Origin of the sequence: Lacticaseibacillus thailandensis DSM 22698 = JCM 13996 (assembly GCF_001312865.1) — a bacterium.
Taxonomy (GTDB): domain Bacteria; phylum Bacillota; class Bacilli; order Lactobacillales; family Lactobacillaceae; genus Lacticaseibacillus; species Lacticaseibacillus thailandensis.
The window spans coordinates 495237-514863 of record NZ_BBER01000001.1 but is presented as its reverse complement, the minus strand read 5'-3'; the positions used below and the strand labels follow the sequence as shown (position 1 = coordinate 514863).

General features: G+C 49.5%; 19 protein-coding genes, 1 tRNA gene and 3 pseudogenes. 17 read left to right on the top strand and 6 right to left on the bottom strand.

All coding sequences use genetic code 11. From position 1 onward, the window contains the following. Window positions 1–48 precede the first annotated feature (48 nt). Complete coding sequence (locus JCM13996_RS02535) at window positions 49–564, top strand: aminoacyl-tRNA deacylase (protein WP_054749468.1); 516 nt, start codon at window positions 49–51, stop codon at window positions 562–564. Window positions 565–566: 2 nt separating this feature from the next. Next, entirely contained in the window at window positions 567–881 is a 315-nt protein-coding gene (locus JCM13996_RS02530; RefSeq protein ID WP_054749467.1) for a DUF960 domain-containing protein, read from the top strand. 90 nt (window positions 882–971) lie between these two features. Here JCM13996_RS02530 and JCM13996_RS02525 read toward each other — a convergent pair whose 3' ends face one another. Beyond that, entirely contained in the window at window positions 972–1427 is a 456-nt protein-coding gene (locus JCM13996_RS02525; RefSeq protein ID WP_054749466.1) for a hypothetical protein, read from the bottom strand. A gap of 393 nt (window positions 1428–1820) precedes the next feature. On the opposite strand from JCM13996_RS02525, the gene JCM13996_RS02520 reads away from it, so the two are divergent. Together JCM13996_RS02520 and JCM13996_RS02515 are read left to right on the top strand one after the other, a co-directional pair. Then, window positions 1821–2378: a hypothetical protein gene (locus tag JCM13996_RS02520; protein WP_156321824.1), complete on the top strand. Its 558-nt coding sequence runs from the start codon at window positions 1821–1823 to the stop codon at window positions 2376–2378. Window positions 2379–2505: 127 nt separating this feature from the next. After that, window positions 2506–2593 (top strand) — tRNA-Ser (locus JCM13996_RS02515). A 108-nt stretch (window positions 2594–2701) separates the two neighbouring features. On the opposite strand, the gene JCM13996_RS12760 is transcribed toward JCM13996_RS02515, so the two are convergent. From JCM13996_RS12760 to JCM13996_RS02500, 4 genes are all read right to left on the bottom strand, one after another. Then, window positions 2702–2959, bottom strand: a complete 258-nt coding sequence (locus JCM13996_RS12760) for a tyrosine-type recombinase/integrase (RefSeq protein ID WP_082383769.1) — start codon at window positions 2957–2959, stop codon at window positions 2702–2704. A gap of 230 nt (window positions 2960–3189) precedes the next feature. After that, window positions 3190–3822 carry an Arm DNA-binding domain-containing protein gene (locus JCM13996_RS02510; RefSeq protein ID WP_162205164.1) on the bottom strand — a complete coding sequence of 211 codons (633 nt, stop codon included), beginning with the start codon at window positions 3820–3822 and terminating at the stop codon, window positions 3190–3192. Between the two features lie 255 nt (window positions 3823–4077). Further along, window positions 4078–4719, bottom strand: coding sequence for an LptM family lipoprotein (locus JCM13996_RS02505; protein WP_054749463.1), 642 nt, complete (start codon window positions 4717–4719; stop codon window positions 4078–4080). Window positions 4720–5051: 332 nt separating this feature from the next. Then, window positions 5052–5381: a helix-turn-helix domain-containing protein gene (locus JCM13996_RS02500; protein WP_056969018.1), complete on the bottom strand. Its 330-nt coding sequence runs from the start codon at window positions 5379–5381 to the stop codon at window positions 5052–5054. A 1920-nt stretch (window positions 5382–7301) separates the two neighbouring features. Between JCM13996_RS02500 and JCM13996_RS12755 the strand changes: the two genes are divergently transcribed. The 6 genes and pseudogenes from JCM13996_RS12755 to JCM13996_RS02465 all read left to right on the top strand — a co-directional run bounded on the left by JCM13996_RS12755 (window position 7302) and on the right by JCM13996_RS02465 (window position 12958). After that, window positions 7302–7634 carry a 3'-5' exonuclease gene (locus JCM13996_RS12755; RefSeq protein ID WP_082383768.1) on the top strand — a complete coding sequence of 111 codons (333 nt, stop codon included), beginning with the start codon at window positions 7302–7304 and terminating at the stop codon, window positions 7632–7634. Window positions 7635–7686: 52 nt separating this feature from the next. After that, window positions 7687–8136, top strand: a complete 450-nt coding sequence (locus JCM13996_RS12245; protein WP_162205163.1) for a BRCT domain-containing protein — start codon at window positions 7687–7689, stop codon at window positions 8134–8136. A gap of 94 nt (window positions 8137–8230) precedes the next feature. Then, a complete protein-coding gene (locus JCM13996_RS02480; protein WP_054749459.1) occupies window positions 8231–8578 on the top strand; it encodes a hypothetical protein in 348 nt (115 codons plus the stop codon). Window positions 8579–8948: 370 nt separating this feature from the next. Next, window positions 8949–9530, top strand: a complete 582-nt coding sequence (locus JCM13996_RS02475) for a sugar O-acetyltransferase (protein ID WP_054749458.1) — start codon at window positions 8949–8951, stop codon at window positions 9528–9530. Window positions 9531–9721: 191 nt separating this feature from the next. After that, window positions 9722–11320, top strand: a complete 1599-nt coding sequence (locus JCM13996_RS02470) for a BCCT family transporter (RefSeq protein WP_500778408.1) — start codon at window positions 9722–9724, stop codon at window positions 11318–11320. A 190-nt stretch (window positions 11321–11510) separates the two neighbouring features. After that, a pseudogene (locus JCM13996_RS02465) lies at window positions 11511–12958 on the top strand (APC family permease). Between the two features lie 154 nt (window positions 12959–13112). Here the strand turns inward: JCM13996_RS02465 and JCM13996_RS02460 are convergent. Beyond that, window positions 13113–13346, bottom strand: coding sequence for a hypothetical protein (locus JCM13996_RS02460; RefSeq protein WP_054749456.1), 234 nt, complete (start codon window positions 13344–13346; stop codon window positions 13113–13115). A gap of 184 nt (window positions 13347–13530) precedes the next feature. On the opposite strand from JCM13996_RS02460, the gene JCM13996_RS02455 reads away from it, so the two are divergent. From JCM13996_RS02455 to JCM13996_RS02425, 7 genes and pseudogenes are all read left to right on the top strand, one after another. Beyond that, complete coding sequence (locus JCM13996_RS02455; RefSeq protein WP_054749455.1) at window positions 13531–14028, top strand: DUF3013 family protein; 498 nt, start codon at window positions 13531–13533, stop codon at window positions 14026–14028. Between the two features lie 29 nt (window positions 14029–14057). Continuing rightward, entirely contained in the window at window positions 14058–14963 is a 906-nt protein-coding gene (gene prmA, locus JCM13996_RS02450) for a 50S ribosomal protein L11 methyltransferase (RefSeq protein WP_054749454.1), read from the top strand. Continuing rightward, window positions 14964–15721 (top strand): annotated as a pseudogene (locus tag JCM13996_RS12240) (RsmE family RNA methyltransferase). 97 nt (window positions 15722–15818) lie between these two features. After that, window positions 15819–16040, top strand: coding sequence for a hypothetical protein (locus tag JCM13996_RS02440; protein WP_054749453.1), 222 nt, complete (start codon window positions 15819–15821; stop codon window positions 16038–16040). Window positions 16041–16148: 108 nt separating this feature from the next. After that, window positions 16149–18383, top strand: a pseudogene (locus JCM13996_RS02435) (RelA/SpoT family protein). A 38-nt stretch (window positions 18384–18421) separates the two neighbouring features. Continuing rightward, on the top strand, window positions 18422–18868 hold the full coding sequence (dtd, locus tag JCM13996_RS02430; RefSeq protein WP_054749452.1) for a D-aminoacyl-tRNA deacylase: 447 nt from the start codon (window positions 18422–18424) through the stop codon (window positions 18866–18868). Window position 18869: 1 nt separating this feature from the next. After that, a complete protein-coding gene (locus JCM13996_RS02425; protein WP_054749451.1) occupies window positions 18870–19511 on the top strand; it encodes an HAD-IA family hydrolase in 642 nt (213 codons plus the stop codon). The last annotated feature ends 116 nt before the right edge of the window (window positions 19512–19627 follow it).

The following is a 19627-nucleotide window of genomic DNA, read 5'->3' as shown; positions in this document are numbered from 1 at the left end:
GGTTCAGCTAAAGTATTAAGCAAGGATACCGAACAGGGAGATGTAGTTATGAGTAAGAAAAAGCACGCGGGCCCCGGCAAGACGTTAGTCGAGAAGATGCTGGACAAACAGGGCGTGAAATACTCCCAAGTTGAATTTGACACCTACCAGGACGGGGACGTCATGCAAATTGACGGCGCCAAGATGGATGTACCCCGCCACGAAGTGTACAAAACGCTGGTGTTGACGGGCAATAAAACTGGCCCCGTGGTCGGGGTCGTGCCCCTAGACATGCATATCGATTATAAGCGGTTAAGCGCGGCATCTGGCAATAAGAAGGTGGGGATGGTACCATTAAAGGACCTTGTCAAGACGAGTGGGTATGAACATGGCGCCAACAATCCGTTGGGCATCTATGCGCGGCACCACTACCCCATTTACTTTGCCAAAGAAGCTCAGGAAGCTGGCACCATCATCATCAGTGCGGGCGAGATTGGGCTGTCCGACCGGCTCGAAGTGGCCGACTTGGCCCACCTGGTGCACGGCCAGTTTGCCGACTTTGCCACCACCACAAAGGAGGAATGAATATGTTCGACGCACAACACAGTCGCTTTGCGACGTTTGGGGTTATCTCCAAAATTCCCGGTGAGCTGATTGACCGGGTTTGGTTCATCATTGACAACGATTTGCGCGGGTTGGTGCCACTGGACAACTTGCTCAAATTTAAGTTGATCAATAACGGCGGGTCGGTCAGCATTCATTTCTCCCAGCAGGGTCTCGACACCGCCATGGCGTTTGACCAGGATATTGAATACCAGGATGGCTATCCCGACATGCTACTGGCATACGATGATGGTGATATCCAAACCATTCTGTTGCCGGAAGAAGCAAATGAACATTAAGGTCAACGCAAATTGGGCTGACATGTAGGAACACCTACACGTCAGCCCAATTTTTGTGGTTGAAGTAAATCTTGCGTTGTTATCACTGGGTTAGCCCACCATGCTGCAATAACCGAACTGGCCATCTGCAAGACGCAACTGGTCAATGTAGGCCCCGTCGACCCAGTCGAGTGCGCGACTTTGCTTGACGCCCATACGGAAGGTCACTTGGTCAACAGCAGCCGCATCAATGGCTTCAATAATGTCTTCGATGGCGTTACGGTAACGCGTCACCGCCATGACGATCTTTTCTAGGTCGCGCTGGTAGCGGACTGGTACCGGCACTGCACACAGGGACTGAACAAACGGGTTGAAGTGGTCGAGGTTACGCGCAAAGTAGTTCTTCAGGTCCGCCAGCGTGTCCCGGGCCAAACAGTTCCCAGTAATAATGTTCTCGCACGTTTGAATGTGCTGTGCAAAAACCTCTTTAAAAATCAGAAGCCGCTCCAGGGAGTGGGCTAAAGGTTGAATGGAATTCGTTGTCGTTGTTGAACTTAATGTGCTCATTATGGGTCCTCCTTGGTTAGGTGTGGGCCGTACGCCCACAGATGGGGGGCGAGCGTTGCGACGACGTGAAGAATATCACGGGTGCGGTAACGTTAGCATCAGGTGTTAACCATTACGCAGCGACCTGAGCAGCCACAAATTCTTCGCCGTCACAAAGCGCTCTACATCGGGCTTTTCGTTTGATAAGTTGCAACTATTATTAAAGTAATCGATTACAATTTAGAGATTACCATAATTAAAAGTCTCTGTCTAGTATAAGCAATAAATTAATTATTATCGAACGTTTGTTACTTTAAGCGCAACGTTTGGTTTAGGGTGGAGTTTGTGGCAAAATAACAGGTATAGTAAGCGGAGGGGCAATATGAGAAAAAAAACGTTTTGATCGTGGCATGTTTGATCTGCACTATGGGGTTATCTGGGTGTGGACAAACCAAGAGCAGTCATAGTTCAGCTGCCAGTTCTTCAACTAAATTAGTCATGCACAAGTATACGACCGCGCAGCTGCAGTCGCGTTACGACCAGATCTGTAATCTGACGGTGCGGCCGTTGTTGAAGCTGGTTTATGGCACCAGTGTTGACGACTTGAAACCGACGTTGAAACGCAACCAGACTAAGTTGGAGCACCTGGCACTAGAACTGAAGAATAATAGTTCCAATACGGCCACCACGCAGGCGCTATCCGGTTACGTCACCGATGCGGAAGCTGTTCTTAAAGCAGTGAGCGATAATAACCAGACAGAGTTTAATGCGGCCACCAAGAAGTTCTTCAAAAAGTCCTCGAATATTGCCAAGAGTAACTTTAGTGGCCACACGCCGCAGTCACTAATTACTTATAGCCAGGCGGTGCAGAGTGCAGCTAAGGCCAATAGCAGTTCGAGTAGCAGTAGCTCAAGTAGCACGACCAGCAGTAGTAGTAGCACGACCAGTAGCAGTTCGCACAGTAGTAAGTAGTTTTGTCATTCTGGTTGCACACTCAGACGGGAATAGTGACTTTTGTCCGTAGTATCAATAACGCAATCAAGACGAAAAAAAAGTAGCATCTTGGTGCCACCTTTGCTATAATATTCACTGTTGTTATGGAGAGTTGGCAGAGTGGTAATGCAACGGACTCGAAATCCGTCGAACCGGCTAATACCGGCGCGCAGGTTCAAATCCTGTACTCTCCTTTAGTAGCCTTTTGATAGGCGATGATGGACGCAAGAAACCCCGGAATATCAACATTCCGGGGTTTTTGTTTTGTGTTGATTTTGCTTGTTGTGCACTTTTGAGTGCACCTAGAGTGCACCAAGTGCATCTACAGCTAGCTGCGCTTGTTCCGTCTCGTAAGACTTTAAAAGGTGCTGATAGACCCTCAAAGTGATAGTAACATCTGAGTGGCCAAGCCGTTGTGAGATATAAGCAATGTCACAATGCTTTGCTAACAGATAGCTGACGTGTGTATGGCGTAAGCCATGAAAAGTAACTGGCTGTTTAAAACCAAGAGTAGCTTCAACTCGCTTGAGGCCACGATTAAGTGCAGCATCACCTGGCACCTGGTGCTACTGTTACGGAAGGCCAAGTTTTTCGGGTCACGGTAACCTGTACGCAAATTTGCCTCTCTCTGCTCATTGTGGAGCTTTTGGAGCATGTCCAGTAAGTTAACCGGTACATCAATATCACGCACACCAGAGGGCGTTTTGGTGGGTTTAAAGTCTTGCGTGTAGCTATAATCCCACGACTTAGTTATATGGATAAGGTGCTTGTTAAAATCAATATCCGACCACTACAAAGCTATCAGCTCTGAGGCACGGCACCCAGTAAGAATAGCCGTTACAATCACATACATATACATACTACGAAGTTTAGCGTGGTCAAGACAGTAGGCAAGTAATGCGTGAAATTCGTCCATCTCCAAAAATTTTAGATCCGCATCCTGTGGTTTGGCCCCTGGATTGACTACATGAGCCGCAAAATTAACATTGATAATGCGGTCCGCAATGGCGTCCTCCAACATGGCTTTGATATAGCCATTAAGCTTCGAGACTGTATCTTTTGACCGTGGCTTAGGTTTTTGGGGGTTGCGTGGAGTGACAGTACCAGCAGCATAAGCGTTGATAAAGCTTTGCCACTTAGTACGTGTAATAGTCTTAAGCTGCTGGCGGTCACCAAAATAATCAGCTAGTGCCCGGCGAATAGTGGGATATCGTGCCTCGGTAATATGACTATGCTTACCGGACTTGTAAGTGTCAATCCACCTATCATAGTAATCCAGCAGAGTAACATCAGCCTGGCTTAAGTTACTGCCCATCTGCTTACTGTGTTCAACTTCAATCGCCGCCTGTGTGGCTAAGGCTTTGGTCCGAAAACCGCCTTTGGTAGGCTGATGACGCTTGCCGTGCTCATCTAAGTACGACACGCGGTACATCCACGTCTTACCCTTTTTAAAAATCGATGCCCTGATACGTACCTCCATTATGTTATGATGGTACGCGAAAGGCGCACCAGTGTCTTTTATCTAAACACATCCCGTTTACTTTGGTCGGTAGGGGATGTGCTTTTTTTATTACCATGTAAAAATTTTGAATAGAAACCATGCCAAGGCGATAAATATAATGATTTCTAACGTGATGACTATGATGCTTGGATGTTTACGATCCATAATTTTATCCTCCTAGCTATTAGCAATGGCGTTGTAGGCAGCGACCCACGCGGCATTAGCAGTGTCAAATGTGCTTTTAGCGTCATTAACCTCGGACTTTAAATCTGCCGCCGTGTCTGCATCGGTGTTGGAGTCGCTCAGTGATGGCATATCGCTTTGATAAGTCATCGCGTAATCGTGTAATGCGGATAAATAGTCATGGAGTTTTGACTCGTAGTTTACATAGGTAGCGTAGTCAGCTGCGGTCATAAACTTTTGTTCCCGTTTGTCTGGCTTAGCTTCTTTCATCAGTTTACTGATGTTGTTTAAACGCGTATGAAATTTTGTGATTGACGCTTGTTCCTCAGGATGAGCAATGTCGTCGACTTGCGCAGCTGTAAGTAGGTCACTCTGGAATGTTTGCCACTGGTCCATAGGCATTGCATCAGTCACTACTGACTTAAGTTCTTGCTTAGACTTGGCTGGATCAACAGCGCTTGAGCTTGACGAACTTACTGATGAACTACTAGACGAGCTACTGGCTTTCTTTCTTGTGGTATTTTTACGTGCCACGTGAGAGTGACTGGATGCCTGCTGACTAGTGCTGGTTTGCCCACAGGCAGATAACGTAGCTATACATAATAAAGCGATACTAGCCGTTACAATCTTCTTCATAGCATATTCCCCCAAACAACTTTTATCCAGATTACTTTATCCAAACAACTGTTTATAGTGTGCATGCGATTCACGGACTGCTAGACCCTCCGCCTTTAACGTTTTGAGGCTGCGGCCGTTAGATAGGTCGCAATCGTCGTTCTCATAGCGTGCCGCTTCATGCAAGGCGGTTATAAGCCAGTCCAAGTGTCTTGTAAAGTGTTGATATATACGTAATTGCCTTCGATGTGGCCGTGATACGTGATAATGGGGATTTTTGACCTCAATACCGTATAATTTTAGTTCTGGATACATATCCTCGATTCTCTCCAAATCCTGCAATAGTACTCACCTCACATACGCTTGCGGAGTTTCATGGCTTCCCGCACCAATTTAATAATCGACTCACGTTCCTCATCACTAATATCCGGGTCAATCGAGTAGGCAATCAATTTTTGATTTTTGGATAGCGCTTCTGGCTGCGGTGTTTTACTAATCTCGCCCGTCACCAAATACTCAATCGTAGTATTAAGCATGGTTGCAACTTTTTGGAGTTTGTCGGTTGGCGCACTATCTTTCCATTTACTGAGGGTACCGTTACTCCAGTCAAAGTGTCGTTCAATAGACGAGATGGACATTTTACGAGCTCGTGCAAGGTCTTTGATGCGATCATAAATAGTCATCTTTAATATCCTTTCAACAGAAAAATATGGTTTAGACTGAAAACTCTAAAAATTTGTTAACATGTCGGCGTTTACACTATTAGTCTATGTACTCATATTTGTAAATTATTCAAAGGAATTAAAGCCTTTGATAGAACCCCGATATACCAGTGGCCAAACAGGATAGGGTTGCTCACTCAGATTATTTGTTGTGCCCTTATATTAGACTGTCAGTCTAAGAATAACAAACTAAATTTGACTAGCTTTCTAAAAAAAGAAAGGAGGTATACCAATGGAACAGCCGCTTTACGACAATATTCACATGCATGCTACAGGGCGAAATACATCCGTTAGTGCCATTGAGCGGGGCTAATGGGACGATTCGTAAGTGGTCGACAGCAAAAATTTACCGCTCGACAAAATCAAGCAGGCGTTTACCGGCTCTATTTTTTTCGACTGCTCTTGACCAACTGAAAAAAAGTAATGCAGCGCAGATACCTGGTACTGGAGTTTATCTCTCTTTAGTGATGAAGTCACTCCGAAAATGGAAACAGAAAACCACCAGATAAACGAAGAACTAAAGTCTTAGTTTGGTTAGCATAGAAAGCAACGGCGTTTTGACGATAACGATGTGTTGTCAGCTACAAATACTCAATCACAATTTATAAAGACGGGAAGCGCAAAAAGCAACACAGGTCAATGCGGCACCACTCGAATGCCCACCCGATTAAATTAGCAATTCCAAAATCATGAAGAACGAGAAAGCGTGAAGTGTCGATTTATCGGTCTTGAACCGAATTTGGTTAGGAACCCAATGTACTACAAAGTGATCAAATTAAACCAATCCTTCAGATTCTGCAGGCTACTTAAGTGATTGAGAAGCCCTTTTTTTGTAATGGTTGCTGTTGTTACAATCAATGAAAAGGGTTACAATCTCAACGGGCAAGCGTTGACTTTTGACATACTGCATCCATAAATCAAGAGCTTTGCAAAGGTCTGGGTCGTCTCCCTGCCAATGCTGGTGGCAAATCTGGAAACTGAATTATAATTCCGCCACAAAAAGTGCAGAAGCTACCAAATCGGTTAGCCCAGTGCATCAATAATGAATAATTACGTGAGACAACAAAATTTTTATTCGGCCGACGTTATGCGATGGAACAAACGACGTCGTTGAGTTAGATACCCGGTACTTTTAAACATTAAATGAGTTCGCTGGCCTACTACTCACGACTAGAGATTGAACGTGGGCTAGAACAACTTGTGAGAATACAACGTGGTTTAGTTTAATGAATTTTATGGAGGAACAGATGAATAAAAAGAAACTCATTCTGCTTGTTGGCACAATGGGCATTGGAAAGACCACAATCTGACAATATTCTGACAATATGTAGTAGAAAAGCGCTTGGATAATGTTGTGTTCCTAGATGGTGATTGGTGCTGGTACATACATCCTTGGTTTAACAAGAAAATGGTTCTGCGAAACCTTCATTTCTTGTTGAACTCATTCATTTACAACAGTTCTCTCGAAAATATTGTGTTCCTTTGGGTCATGCATCAACAAGAAATCATTGACAATTTGCTGGATGGGCTCCGGAAAACTGGGATTTATATTTATTCCCATTCACCGCAACTGAAGACTAACTGATGAAGTGCTTCAGTAAAGACATTGACGCAGGTATTTGTGACAAATCTGTGCTTCAAGGGGCGCTGAATCGAATTGCAATGTATGACTCGGTGAAGTCCGTCAAAATAGATGTCACCGGAAAAGAACTTCCCGAGAACGCGGAGCGAATTCTAGAAGAAATATCAAAAGTCGAATTTAACAAATGAGGTTATTGTCTAATGTTTTTAGATTTACGGAGGGGAAACTTTGGAGATTAGTATTACACTTGATGGCATCTTTATTGGTGATGGTCAAGCAAAAAAAACGGACTATTCGGAATAAGGGAAAAAGCAGATTGTTTTTTTCCAGATGACTACACAGTAGTTGACATCGAAACAACTGGTCGTTCGCCTGAGTGGGATCGAATTCTTGATGTAGCCGCCTTGCGCGTTCGGGATAACAAAGTCACTGAAACTTTCCACAGTCTCGTAAAATATGCTGAGGACAATGATGTGCCTAAAGATATCCAGACACTCACGGGAATCACAGAAAAGATGATTGAGACCGAGGGCGCTTTTAACACAGAAATATTTCCTGCACTGAATAAATTCATCGGAGAGGACTTAATCCTCGGCTATAATATAAACTTTGATATCAATTTTTTTATATGACACATTTCTTGAGATGCTGTCAAAGCCATTAGATAATGACTTTTTGGACGTCATGCGAATTGCTCGTCGATTTTACCCGTCTGAACGTCACAACCGTCTGAAGGATTGTATTGAGCGAATTCATATCGATCATGAGCAAGCCCACCGTGCTTTGCAGGATTGTCTGGACACGTTTACTGTTTATAATTACTTCAAAGCGAATGCAGGCCCAGGAATTTTCAAACCGACTAAGAGAACTGCCACCCCTAAACGTTTCGATTTGACAACATTAACCGCAGCGGATGATAAGATTGATACGGAAAATCCTTTTTATCAACGATTTATCTGTTTCACAGGAAAGCTTGACAGTTTTAATAGAAAGACAGCTGCACAGGCCATTGTGAATCTTGGCGGTAATCCGCAGAATGGTGTGACAAAACAAACAGAGTATCTCGTTCTTGGAGATACTGCTTATAGCTTACATGGAAATGGTACTGTGACCAGCAAGTTAAAAAAAGGCTAGAGAGCTAATATCAAAGGGGCAGGATTTGACAATCATCAGCGAGAATGTTTTTTTTAGATATGCTTGCCGATCGTCTAAATGAGGTAGAAAGTTAATGCTAAACGTACTCACATCGAATACCGGTAGACATTTTGTAGTTGATTCAGACTCAATTCAGGAAAGCAATGGTGTTCTCCGCGCCTCATTCATCATGCTGTTTGCCAACAAGACTTTTCAAATAAGTAAGGATGCATCAGGGAAAACGAAAAAGATCGCCAGTTACGAATATCCCTCTGAATTTTTTCAAAACCTAAACTTAATCAAAACAGCAAAAGTTTCATCACAACAAGAAGCGAGCTTAATTGAAACAGATCTTTTCAACCGAATACAATCTAAGCAACCGTTAAACAAAGAAATTCGCGAGTATCTTAGAGAATATTATCTAGTTGAACTAGATGCCTAATTCTCAAGATGGCGCATTTATTTGTGCACAAAAATAGTGGCGAACATTTCTAGCCGCCACTAGCCATCCGTAAACCCAGCTTGCTCTTGATTCTGCTTAAATTGTCCAATTACGCATGATGGAATCAGGCCTCATGAGCCTAAAAGTAAGTCTATTTAGTATTATATAACGACTATAGTCATCAGCTCATGTAACCTGTACTCTCCTTAGCTTAGCCGTAGCCTTTGCGGGTTGCGGCTTTTTTGATGCTCTGATAAGTTTTGCTGAAACATTGTGAAATTTTATTATCAACAAATGCCCGTGCACCGATTGCAGTGCTGAAACTGACATGTTTTTTTCACAAACACTAACTTTGTGTTACGCTATTAATATGATGAATATAGAAAGAACCAAAATGACCGCAGGGAAACCTTACCAGCAATTCGATCCAGAACTGATTGCGCGCCGCGAGTTGGTACGTCAAGTCTTGCATGATAGCAACCAGTTAGCAGACAACGACCAGCGTAACAATCAAATCAAGGCACTACTGGCCGACGTCGGTGAACACTTCTTTGTTGAGGCGGGGATGGAATTCGATTATGGGTTCAATATCCATATTGGCGACCATTTCTATGGCAACTATCACCTGACCATGCTGGACACGTGTCCGATTACGATTGGCACGCACTGTTATGTTGGACCTGACGTCGGCTTTTATACACCGGTCCACCCGTTGGCTGCGCGTGAACGCGATGCTGATGTGGAGATGGGGGCGCCCATTACGTTGGGTGACAGCATCTGGATTGGCGGTCACGCGACGATTTTACCGGGCGTCACGCTCGGTGACAACGTCGTGGTCGGCGCCGGTTCCGTGGTGACCAAGTCGTTTCCGTCTAATGTGGTGATTGCCGGCAACCCTGCTCGCATTATTCGGCGGCTCGACGCAAATGGGGATGTGGTTGCTGACAGCTAGTAAATTTAACCCGCAGATTTAAGGCCAGACTGGTGACAGTCTGGTGATCGTGGCGGCACCGAAGCGTCTGGTCTGACCAGATGGCGATGGTGACGAATTTGTTACCACAGGCACTACAGACGGCGTCAACGACCCGTTGCCTGGTAGGGGTGTCGTCATGATAACGGCCGAGAGGAACTAGGAGTCATTTTATTTTAAAGCGACAAAACATTAATAAGCGTCTTTTTGTACCAACCGTGGCACTGTTTCTGATCGTGTCCGCAGCCTTGCTGTTGGGTGGTAACGCCCTTAAAGAATGGCTCGCCGCAATCATGGCCAGTATTACGGCGCACTTCAGCTGGTTGTATCTGGGTATCTACATCGTCAACTTTGTGTTTTTCCTGGGCTTGGCTTGTAGCCACATCGGGAAAATCAAGCTGGGGGATGTTAACGATAAACCCGCGTACAGCAACTTCCAGTGGGGGAGCATGGTGTTCGCTACGGCAATCGATGCCAGCATTTTGATGCTCAGCATGGTCGATCCGTTACGGTATGTGCAACAGCCGTTGTTCGGTGCTAAAGCGATGTCAGCGCAGAACTACCAGTATGCCCACATGTTGGGTCAGTTTGACTGGGGGCCAATGGCATGGATGATGTTCGCCTCTGCGGCGGTCATTATCGGTTACATGATGTTCGTTAAACACGTGCACGTAATGGCATTGAGCGATGCTATGCCCCTGTTGCAGGGTAAAGGCCGCACCAAACGCTCGCTGCGTTTGACCGTGAACTTTTTGGTTGTCTTTGGCATCATGGGCGGAATCGGTTCGTCCGTGGGCATGGAGATTCCCGTGTTAGCGAAAATCATCGCACAGATATCCGGGATTGCAGACACAATCTGGTTAAAACTAGCGTTGTTTGTAGTCTTGTTGGTGATCTTTGGACTTACGATGGTCCAAGGACTGAAAGGCGGGATCGATCGGCTCAGCTCGATGCACATCTGGACGGCGATCGGCTTTTTGGTCATCGTTTTGCTGGTGGGGCCAACTGGTTCGATCATTCGCTCTGAGATGCATAGCCTTGGGGCCTTGGTCACCCGCTTTGCTGCAATGAGTACTGGGTTGGCCACTGCCACTGGTGGTGTCAATCCGGTGAAGTCAGAGACCGTCTTTTACTGGGGCTGGTGGCTGACCTACATGCCGTTCATGGGCCTGTTCATCGCCCGGATCTCCAAAGGACGCACGATTCGCCAGGTGATTTTCGGCATGTTGGGCTTCGGTGCCCTCGGTTGTATGGCCTTTTATGCCATCTTAGGTGGCTATTCGTTGTCCCTGCAGCAAAGTGGCGCGGTGAACTTGATCCACACGCTGAACACGCAGGGTCAAGCCGCAACCATTGCCCAGGTGCTGACGACCTTGCCGTTTAAGTACATTATGCTCGTGGTTTACGGTGTCTCGTGCTTCATCTTCTTGGCGACAACGGTTTCGTCCTCGGCGTATATCGTGTCCGCCTTCACGTCGACCCGGTTGAAGGCGACGCAGCAGCCGAGCCTGCTTAACCGCATGGTGTGGATGGGTATCTTCATGTTGTTTGCCTTTGGTATCGTGTTCGTCGGTGGTTTCAAGACGGTTCAGGCAATTTGCTCGGTGGCAGGCTTCCCACTGATTTTTGTCTCGGCCCTGCTGATCTTCTCGACCTGGAAGCTACTGGTCAAGGATCACAGCGTGGTGCTTGCACCGCAGCCGGTCAAGGCCAAGGTCAAGCGTCAGGTGCCCCGGGTATTGCCCGTTGCTCATGATTCATTACACGATTAATTAATCAAGTCGTAACCTTACGGGGTTACGACTTTTTTTGTGGCCAGAAGCGCCCTGGCAATTGCCAATGTTTGACAACCGCCCCCATATCATGGGAAAATTATTGGAATGTTTTGACATTTACGCGAGAAACGGGCCGCTGCCTCTCACTGGTTTGTGGGCAATTCTCAATATTGGGGGTTACAAGTTTATGTTTAAAGTGCTCCACCGGATGACCCAAAAGGAAGATCCCGGTGTCTACGAAGACAAGGATTCACACCTACCGCGGGTGTTAACGGTCAAAGACTTTTTGGCCCTCGGGGTGGGTACCATCGTCTCCACCACGATTTTCACGCTTCCCGGCATCGTCGCCGCGGAGCACGCGGGTCCCGCAGTGGCGCTGTCCTGCCTGTTTGCCGCCGTGGTAGCGGGGTTAGTCGCTTTTGCCTACGCCGAAATGGCGGCGGCAATGCCGTTCGCCGGGTCGGCATACTCATGGATCAACGTGGTTTTTGGTGAAGGCTTTGGTTGGATCGCTGGCTGGGCGCTCCTAGCGGAATACTTCATTGCCGTGGCCTTTGTGGCCTCGGGGCTGTCCGCTAATTTTCGGTGGCTGTTAACCTCCTTTGGTATCACGATTCCTGCCGCTTTGGCGAACCCGCTGGGTAGCAAGGGTGGTCTGGTCGACATTGTCGCCGTGATTGCCGTAGTAATCTGCGCGGTGATCCTCTGGCACGGTGTTCGGCAGGCTGCTCGGGTCGAGAACGTCTTGGTGGTGCTCAAAGTACTGGCCATCCTGGCCTTCATTGTAATTGGTTTGACCGCTATTCACGTTAAAAATTACCTCCCGTTTATTCCGCACTATCATGCTAACGCGGATGGTACTGCCTTTGGTGGTTGGCGCGGAATCTACGCTGGGGTGTCAACCATCTTTTTGGCCTACATTGGCTTTGACTCCATCGCAGCCAACTCGGCGGAAGCAAAAATCCTGAAAAGACGATGCCGCGGGGAATTATTGGCAGTTTGATCATCGCCGTGAGCTTGTTCATGGCGGTGTCACTGGTGCTGGTGGGCATGTTCCACTACACCCACTACGCGGGCATCGCGGAACCAGTGGGGTGAGCTTTGCGACATGCGGGCCATACCTTCGCCGCCACCATCATTGAGGCTGTGGCCGTGGTCGGCATGTTTACCGCCTTAATTGGGATGATGATGGCCGGCTCACGCTTGTTATACAGCTTTGGCCGTGATGGCATGTTACCCCGGTACTTGGGCCAGCTGACACAGAAAGAGGGATTACCCAACCATGCGCTACTGGTACTGGCCGTTATTGCCGTTATCATTGGTGCACTGTTTCCGTTTGAGTTCCTGTCTGAATTGATTTCAGCTGGGACCTTAATTGCCTTCATGTTTGTGTCGCTCGGCGTTTACCGCTTGCGTCCGCGTGAGGGGCATGACATTGCTGATCCCGCCTTTAAAATGCCACTTTACCCGGTATTGCCGGCCTTGGCGTTCCTGGGGGCGTTAGTGGTGTTCCTTGGTTTGGATATTCAAGCCAAACTTTATTCGGGGATTTGGTTTGTGGTCGGCCTGGTGATCTACTTTACCTATGGGGTACGACATTCAGTTTTAAACGGAAAAGTAAATAAAAACAAATAAGTCGCACGCGTTATTGACCCCAATTCTGGTCCAGACATCAACGCCCAGTGGGCCGTTAGCGCGGACTTGCTAGTATACGAAGATGGACCAGCAACTTGTCCTTGCCGGTCCATCTTTATGTGCGTTAAGTGGGGCGCTACCAGTGGGGCTAGGCCTAGTGTTGACGTTGGTCCATGAACTCGAATAACGTGTCCTCCAGGAGCCCGCGCATTTCGTGCAGCAGGTAAGTGGCGAGTTCTGCAGTGGTTGGGGCGTGGCCCAGGCCCCGTTCCCAGTCGCGTACACGGGCCGCAACCTGATCTTCCGTGAAGGCCTGACTCACCGCGCGGTCCGCCGCGGTACTAATTTGGGCGTGAAGTGCACGCTGTTCTTCGCTTAGTTGTGACATGATATCCTCCTCGATAAAAGTGAAAATTGTTTGTAAGTGCACCGTACACCCACCAGATTGCTTTTGTCTACGGACAAAGTGCGGTAAAATTAGTGGCATTATGAAGTAGTGTTTGTGGGACTTGTGCGGCAACGCTAGTCAACGGACTCCAAACTGGGGTCAGACACTGAGGGGGCGTAACGATATGGCAACAGAAACGAACATGCTGGATTATATTGGTAGCAAAATGGACGCGTTGGACTTTGACGGGGACCTCAACCTCAACTGGGATAAGGAAGCCCACGTCTTCGAGTTGGAATACACGATGACCGTCATGGCTAGTGCCGACTTTGACATTGAAGACAACGACGGTTCGGTTATGGATAACGGCAAGGTGCAGTACACCGACGCGGTGCTGTTTTACGACCAAACCCGGATGGATGGGCACGACTACGTGAACGATTATCTGACCGTAATCCCCTTCAATGGTAAAAAGGGGATCGATCAGGCGACAGTCGACGGGTTCTTTAACTACTTTCAGACGGTGCTGGACGACGGCGAGAGTGATTTACTCGACTTTGTGGATGGCACTAGCGACAGTGATGAGTTTACCGTTGAATTTAGCCAGAGTCAGTTCACCCAGGCGGTGGCGGAACAACCCGACGCAAAGTTGGACGTCTTCTTGCCGTACCCCAAGTACTAGACTGATCAACGCGTAAGGAGGAATCGACCGTGGAATGGACAGCCATTACGGTGACCACGACCACCGCTGCCAGTGAAGCAGTGGCGCAAATCTTTGCGGACCTCGCGCTGGGTGGGGTCCAGATCGATGACCAGGCTACCAACCCAGAGCTTGACGCCCAAACCGTCCAGGTCACGGCATACATACCGGGAACCCGACCCGCAACGGGATTGGTTGACCAGGTGCGTAAACGGGTGGGGCGTCTGGCTGACTTTGGCTTACCTGAGGGCGCCGGTACCGTACAGACAACTACCATTGATGATAGTCAATGGACAAAAGTGTGGGAGCAATATTACCACGCAGTGCGGCTGACGCGGTACTTGACGGTGGCACCACGCTGGGAGGACTACACGCCGCAACAGCCAGGAGAAATTGTGCTCCGTTTGGATCCGGGACAAGCCTTTGGCACCGGGACCCACCCGACCACCCGTCTGGTCCTGCAGTTATTGGAAGGCGTGGTGCGCGGCGGCGAACGGGTACTTGATGTTGGTACCGGCTCAGGTGTTCTGGCCGTGGCCGCAGAACGGTTGGGGGCGGCAGCGGTGCTCGCTACGGATATTGACGACGTGGCGGTCGCTAGTGCAGAACAAAACATCGCACTGAATCCGGTGCACCACATCCGGGTCATTGCCAGCGACTTGTTGCAGGCGGTACCGCGCACGGAGCCGTTCGACCTGGTGCTCGCCAATATTTTACCCGACGTCTTGGAGCGGCTAGTGCCACAGGTGCCGACTGTTCTCGATAGCCATGGGCAGGTGATTCTCTCTGGCATTTTAGTCCGCAAAGAAGCCGACGTCCGCACGTGGCTCGCACACACAGGCTTCCATGTGACGATGACCGTCACTGACGGTCAGTGGGTGGCCTTGTTAGCCCAGCGTACTGAGGGGGTGGCCTAGGTGCAACGTTACTTTACGGATGCAACGTTAACGGTGGGCGCCCACGCCACACTGAACAGCACGGTGGAGCACCACGCAGTGACAGTTTTACGTATGCAGGTTGACGACCAGCTGGAGGTGGCTGACGCACAGGGACACGCGTTTGTCACCACCATTACCAAGACCGCGCCGTTAACGGTCCGGGTGGAGCGGCCAATCCCGCAGTCCCACGAGCTACCCGTGGCGGTAACCATCGTGTGTGGTATCAGTAAGGGTCAGAAAGCCGAGCTGATCGTGCAAAAGGCCACGGAGTTGGGTGTGCGGCAGGTCATTTTTGTCAACACCCAGTGGGCCACGGCCCGTTGGTTGCCTGACCGGGCGGCCAAGAAGGTGGCGCGCCTGCAACAAGTGGCGCAATCAGCGGCGGAGCAAAGTCACCGTGACCGCGTACCGCAAGTCAGCTTTGTGCCGTTGCTCGACGCCGTACTACACATGGAGCAGATGCCAAGGTGGTGGCGTACGAGGAGTCCGCCAAAGCTGGTGAACATGCGCAGTTGATTCAAACCTTAAGGCAGCAACCCCGGAGTCTCATTGCCGTGTTTGGGCCTGAAGGCGGGTTGGCGCCCGCTGAGGTCAGCAACTTGAACGACGTTGGCTTTGTCAACGTCGGGCTGGGCCCGCGGATTTTACGCACGGAAACCGCACCGTGGTACTTACTTGCGGCAATTTCAACATATACTGAATTACAGGAGGAACAATCAGATCGTGTCAACTCTTAAAAAAAATTAATGCGTGGTGGCAACGGCCACTCACGCTGGTCATTTTAGCTAGTTTCGTCATGCTTTCATTGCGCCATTTATTTTTAAATTATTACACATGGCCGTGGCGTGGTGGGTTGGCCTGCTCTTTATCGTCCTCGACAGCATCTTTGCTTGGTGGATCGGGCGGCAAATCAAACTGCACCAACTACCATGGTGGACGATCATCGTGTTCCCCGTATTCTTTGCGCTGATGGTGTACTTGCGCTTCATCAAGTACGACTACTGGATGGCACCCATCTACGTCGTGATCAGCGCGTTGGCTTGGCTCAAGGACTAGTTTTTTTTATGCTAAGCGGGTTATATTTAGATTAAGGAATTTTGAGTGTAGGAGGTCGGGACAAAGCGGTGCTTGTTCCGATTTTTGCTCATTAGGGAGACGGTGGCAATGGCTGAAGAACCAGAATTAACGCAGCAACAAGTTTACGACATCTGTGCCAAGTACATGAATGATGAGCACTTGGCGTTTGTCCAGAAGGCCTACGACTTTGCGGCCTACGTGCACAAGGATCAGCTGCGCAAAAGTGGCGAGCCATACATTATCCATCCAGTACAGGTGGCTGGCATTCTGGCGCAGCTGCACATGGACTCGGAGACCGTGGCCTCGGGGTACTTGCACGATGTGGTCGAAGACACCAAGGTGACGCTGGGTGATATTAACGAATTATTTGGCCACGACGTTGCGGTTATTGTCGATGGACTGACCAAGTTAAGCAAGGTCAAGTATGTAGCGCACAAGGACGAGTTGGCCGAAAATCACCGCAAGATGCTGATTGCCATGGCCAAAGACTTGCGGGTCATCATGGTCAAATTGGCTGACCGGTTACACAACATGCGGACCTTGATGCACATGCCACCAGAAAAACAGCGGCGCATTGCGCAAGAGACCCTTGACATCTTTGCTCCCTTAGCTGACCGTTTAGGGATCAGTACCATTAAATGGGAGTTGGAGGACCTGTCGCTACGCTACCTCAACCCGCAACAGTACCACCGGATCGCCTCATTGATGAACTCCAAGCGTTCAGAACGGGAACAATACATTCAGTCAGCCATTAAGGATATCAAGCGCGGGTTGGCCGACCTGCACATTGAATACGAAATTTATGGCCGCCCAAAGCACATTTATTCGATCTACAAAAAAAATGCGTGACAAGCACAAGCAGTTTGATGAACTGTATGATCTGCTGGCCGTTCGGGTCATCACCAAGTCCATCAAAGACTGTTACGCGGTGCTCGGTGCCATTCACACCGAGTGGAAGCCCATGCCCGGTCGGTTTAAGGACTACATCGCGATGCCCAAAGCCAACATGTACCAGAGTATCCACACCACGGTAATTGGTCCGGAAGGTAAGCCGCTGGAAGTGCAGATCCGGACTGAAGAAATGCACCGGGTCGCTGAATACGGGGTTGCGGCCCACTGGGCGTACAAGGAAGGGCAAACCACTGAAGTCCAGTACGACGCGGCGGGAAAGAAGCTTGACCTGTTCCGCGAAATTTTGGAAATTGGTGACGAGTCGACCGACGCCCATGACTTTATGAAGAGCGTTACCGGCGACGTCTTCACCGACCGGGTTTACGTCTTTACCCCCAAAGGTGAAGTGTTCGAGCTCGCCAAGGGGAGTAATACGCTTGACTTTGCCTACATGGTGCACACGGAAGTGGGAAACCACACTGTGGGCGCCAAGGTCAACGGCAAAATTGTGCCGCTGACGTACCAGCTCAAAATGGGGACATCGTCGAGATGCTAACGGCCAGCAACAGTAAGCCGAGCCGCGACTGGATCAATCAGGTCTTTACTTCGCGCGCCCGGAACAAGATTCGCCGCTACTTTAAGCAGGCCGATAAGGGTGAAAACGCACAGAAGGGTCGCGACATGCTGGAACACCAGCTCATGGAAATGGGTTTACACCCGAATGACTTCCTGACCGGCGCACCCATGAAGAACGCACTGGACCGGTTCAACTTCAACACCGAAGACGAGTTGATGAGTGCGATCGGTTACGGTGAACTGACCGCGCAGGTTGTGGCCAACCGGCTCACCGAACAACAACGCCATGAACAGGAAGAGCATAAGCAGCGGGAACGTGAACGTGAAATTCTCGAATCCAACCAGAAGGTCACGACGGTTACCAAGGAGCGTAAGCCGGGCAACGTCAAGCAGTCGGTTACCGACGACGGTATTATCATCGAGGGTGTGGACAACTTGCTGGTCCATCTGGCCAAGTGCTGCTCGCCCGTTCCCGGTGATGAGATCGTCGGCTACGTGACGAAGGGCCGTGGGGTGACGATTCACCGTGCCGATTGTCCCAACATCACCGCCCACCCCGAGGAAGCCAACCGGTTACTTGAGGTACACTGGCAGAACAAAGTCGATCAAAATCAGAGTTTCAATGCAGACCTAGAGATTTATGGCTATAACCGGAACGGTTTACTCAACGATGTACTGCAAGTGTTGAACGCCCAGACGAAGAACCTGAACAATATTAACGGCCGGGTCGATCACGATAAGATGGCGGATATCCACGTGACGGTGGGCATTAACAACTTGGCTCACCTGGAACGCATCATGGAAGCCATTAAGAACGTACCCGATATTTACGAAGTGAAGCGCACGAACGGCTAGTTTGCTCGTTTTCGTGGGCTGATTAATGGAGGTTTGTTATGCGAATTATCGCCCAGCGTGTTAGCAACGCGAGCGTAACGATTGCTGGCCGGGAGGTTGGTGCAATTGCTGGTGGGTTTATGGTATTAGTAGGAGTCGGTCCCCACGACACGGCGGCCGATGCGGATAAACTCGCTACCAAATTGGCGAAATTGCGGGTCTTTAGTGATGACGCCGGCAAGATGAACCTCAGTATCCAAGATGTGGGTGGCGCCATTCTCTCAGTATCACAATTTACGCTGTACGCAGACACCAAGAAGGGTAACCGGCCCAGCTTTACCGGGGCTGCCGGTCCTGAATTGGGGCGTCAGCTGTACCAACGGTTTAACGACCAGCTACGGGAACATGGTTTGACGGTCGCCACGGGTGAATTCGGGGCCGACATGCAGGTTGCCCTCGTGAATGATGGTCCGGTCACCATCATGCTGGATACGGAGGCGATGTAGCGTGGACGTGATCTGGGATTTCGACGGTACGTTGTTCGATACGTACCCGGGAATGATGGCCGCCCTGCGTGAGGTGCTCGCCGGTTATGGTGACACCCGTACTGAAAATGAGCTACTGGTTGCGGCCAAAGAGGACTCCGTACGCGCTATCCTGCGCGACTTTACCCAACACCACCCGGAAACTACGCTGGCGGGTTTAGATCAGGCCTATCACGCCAAGGAGCACGCAACCAACTTAAATCCGCAGCCGTACCCGGGAGCGCGGGCAGCACTACTAACCGTGGTGCACCACGGTGGGCGGAACTTTTTGTGGACACACCGGGATGACGTGGCTTGGGGCTTGTTGGACCGCAATAATCTCCGCGGTATGTTCGCCGGGGGCACAACGATTAGCATGCACTTTGCGCGTAAGCCGAATCCGGAATCGTTGTTGTACCTGCAACGTGAATTCGGTTTGGGGACGCATCACACCGTTGTTGTTGGTGATCGGGCACTCGATATCGATGCGGGGCGCGCGGCCGGCTTCGCGACCATCTACATTGATATTGACGGTTTGCATGCGGCACCACAAGCGACGGCGACTGCGGACACCCTGCGCGCGGTGCCGGCGGTGCTTCAGCAAATGGTCGCTGCGGGCATGTGACTGGTCGTCACTGGTCGTCGCGGCCCCGTCCAGTGTAGGCATACAAATAGCGTTACGGGATGTTCAGTTGAACGTCGCGTAACGCTAATTTTTGTCCTATCCGTTTTTTAACCAGG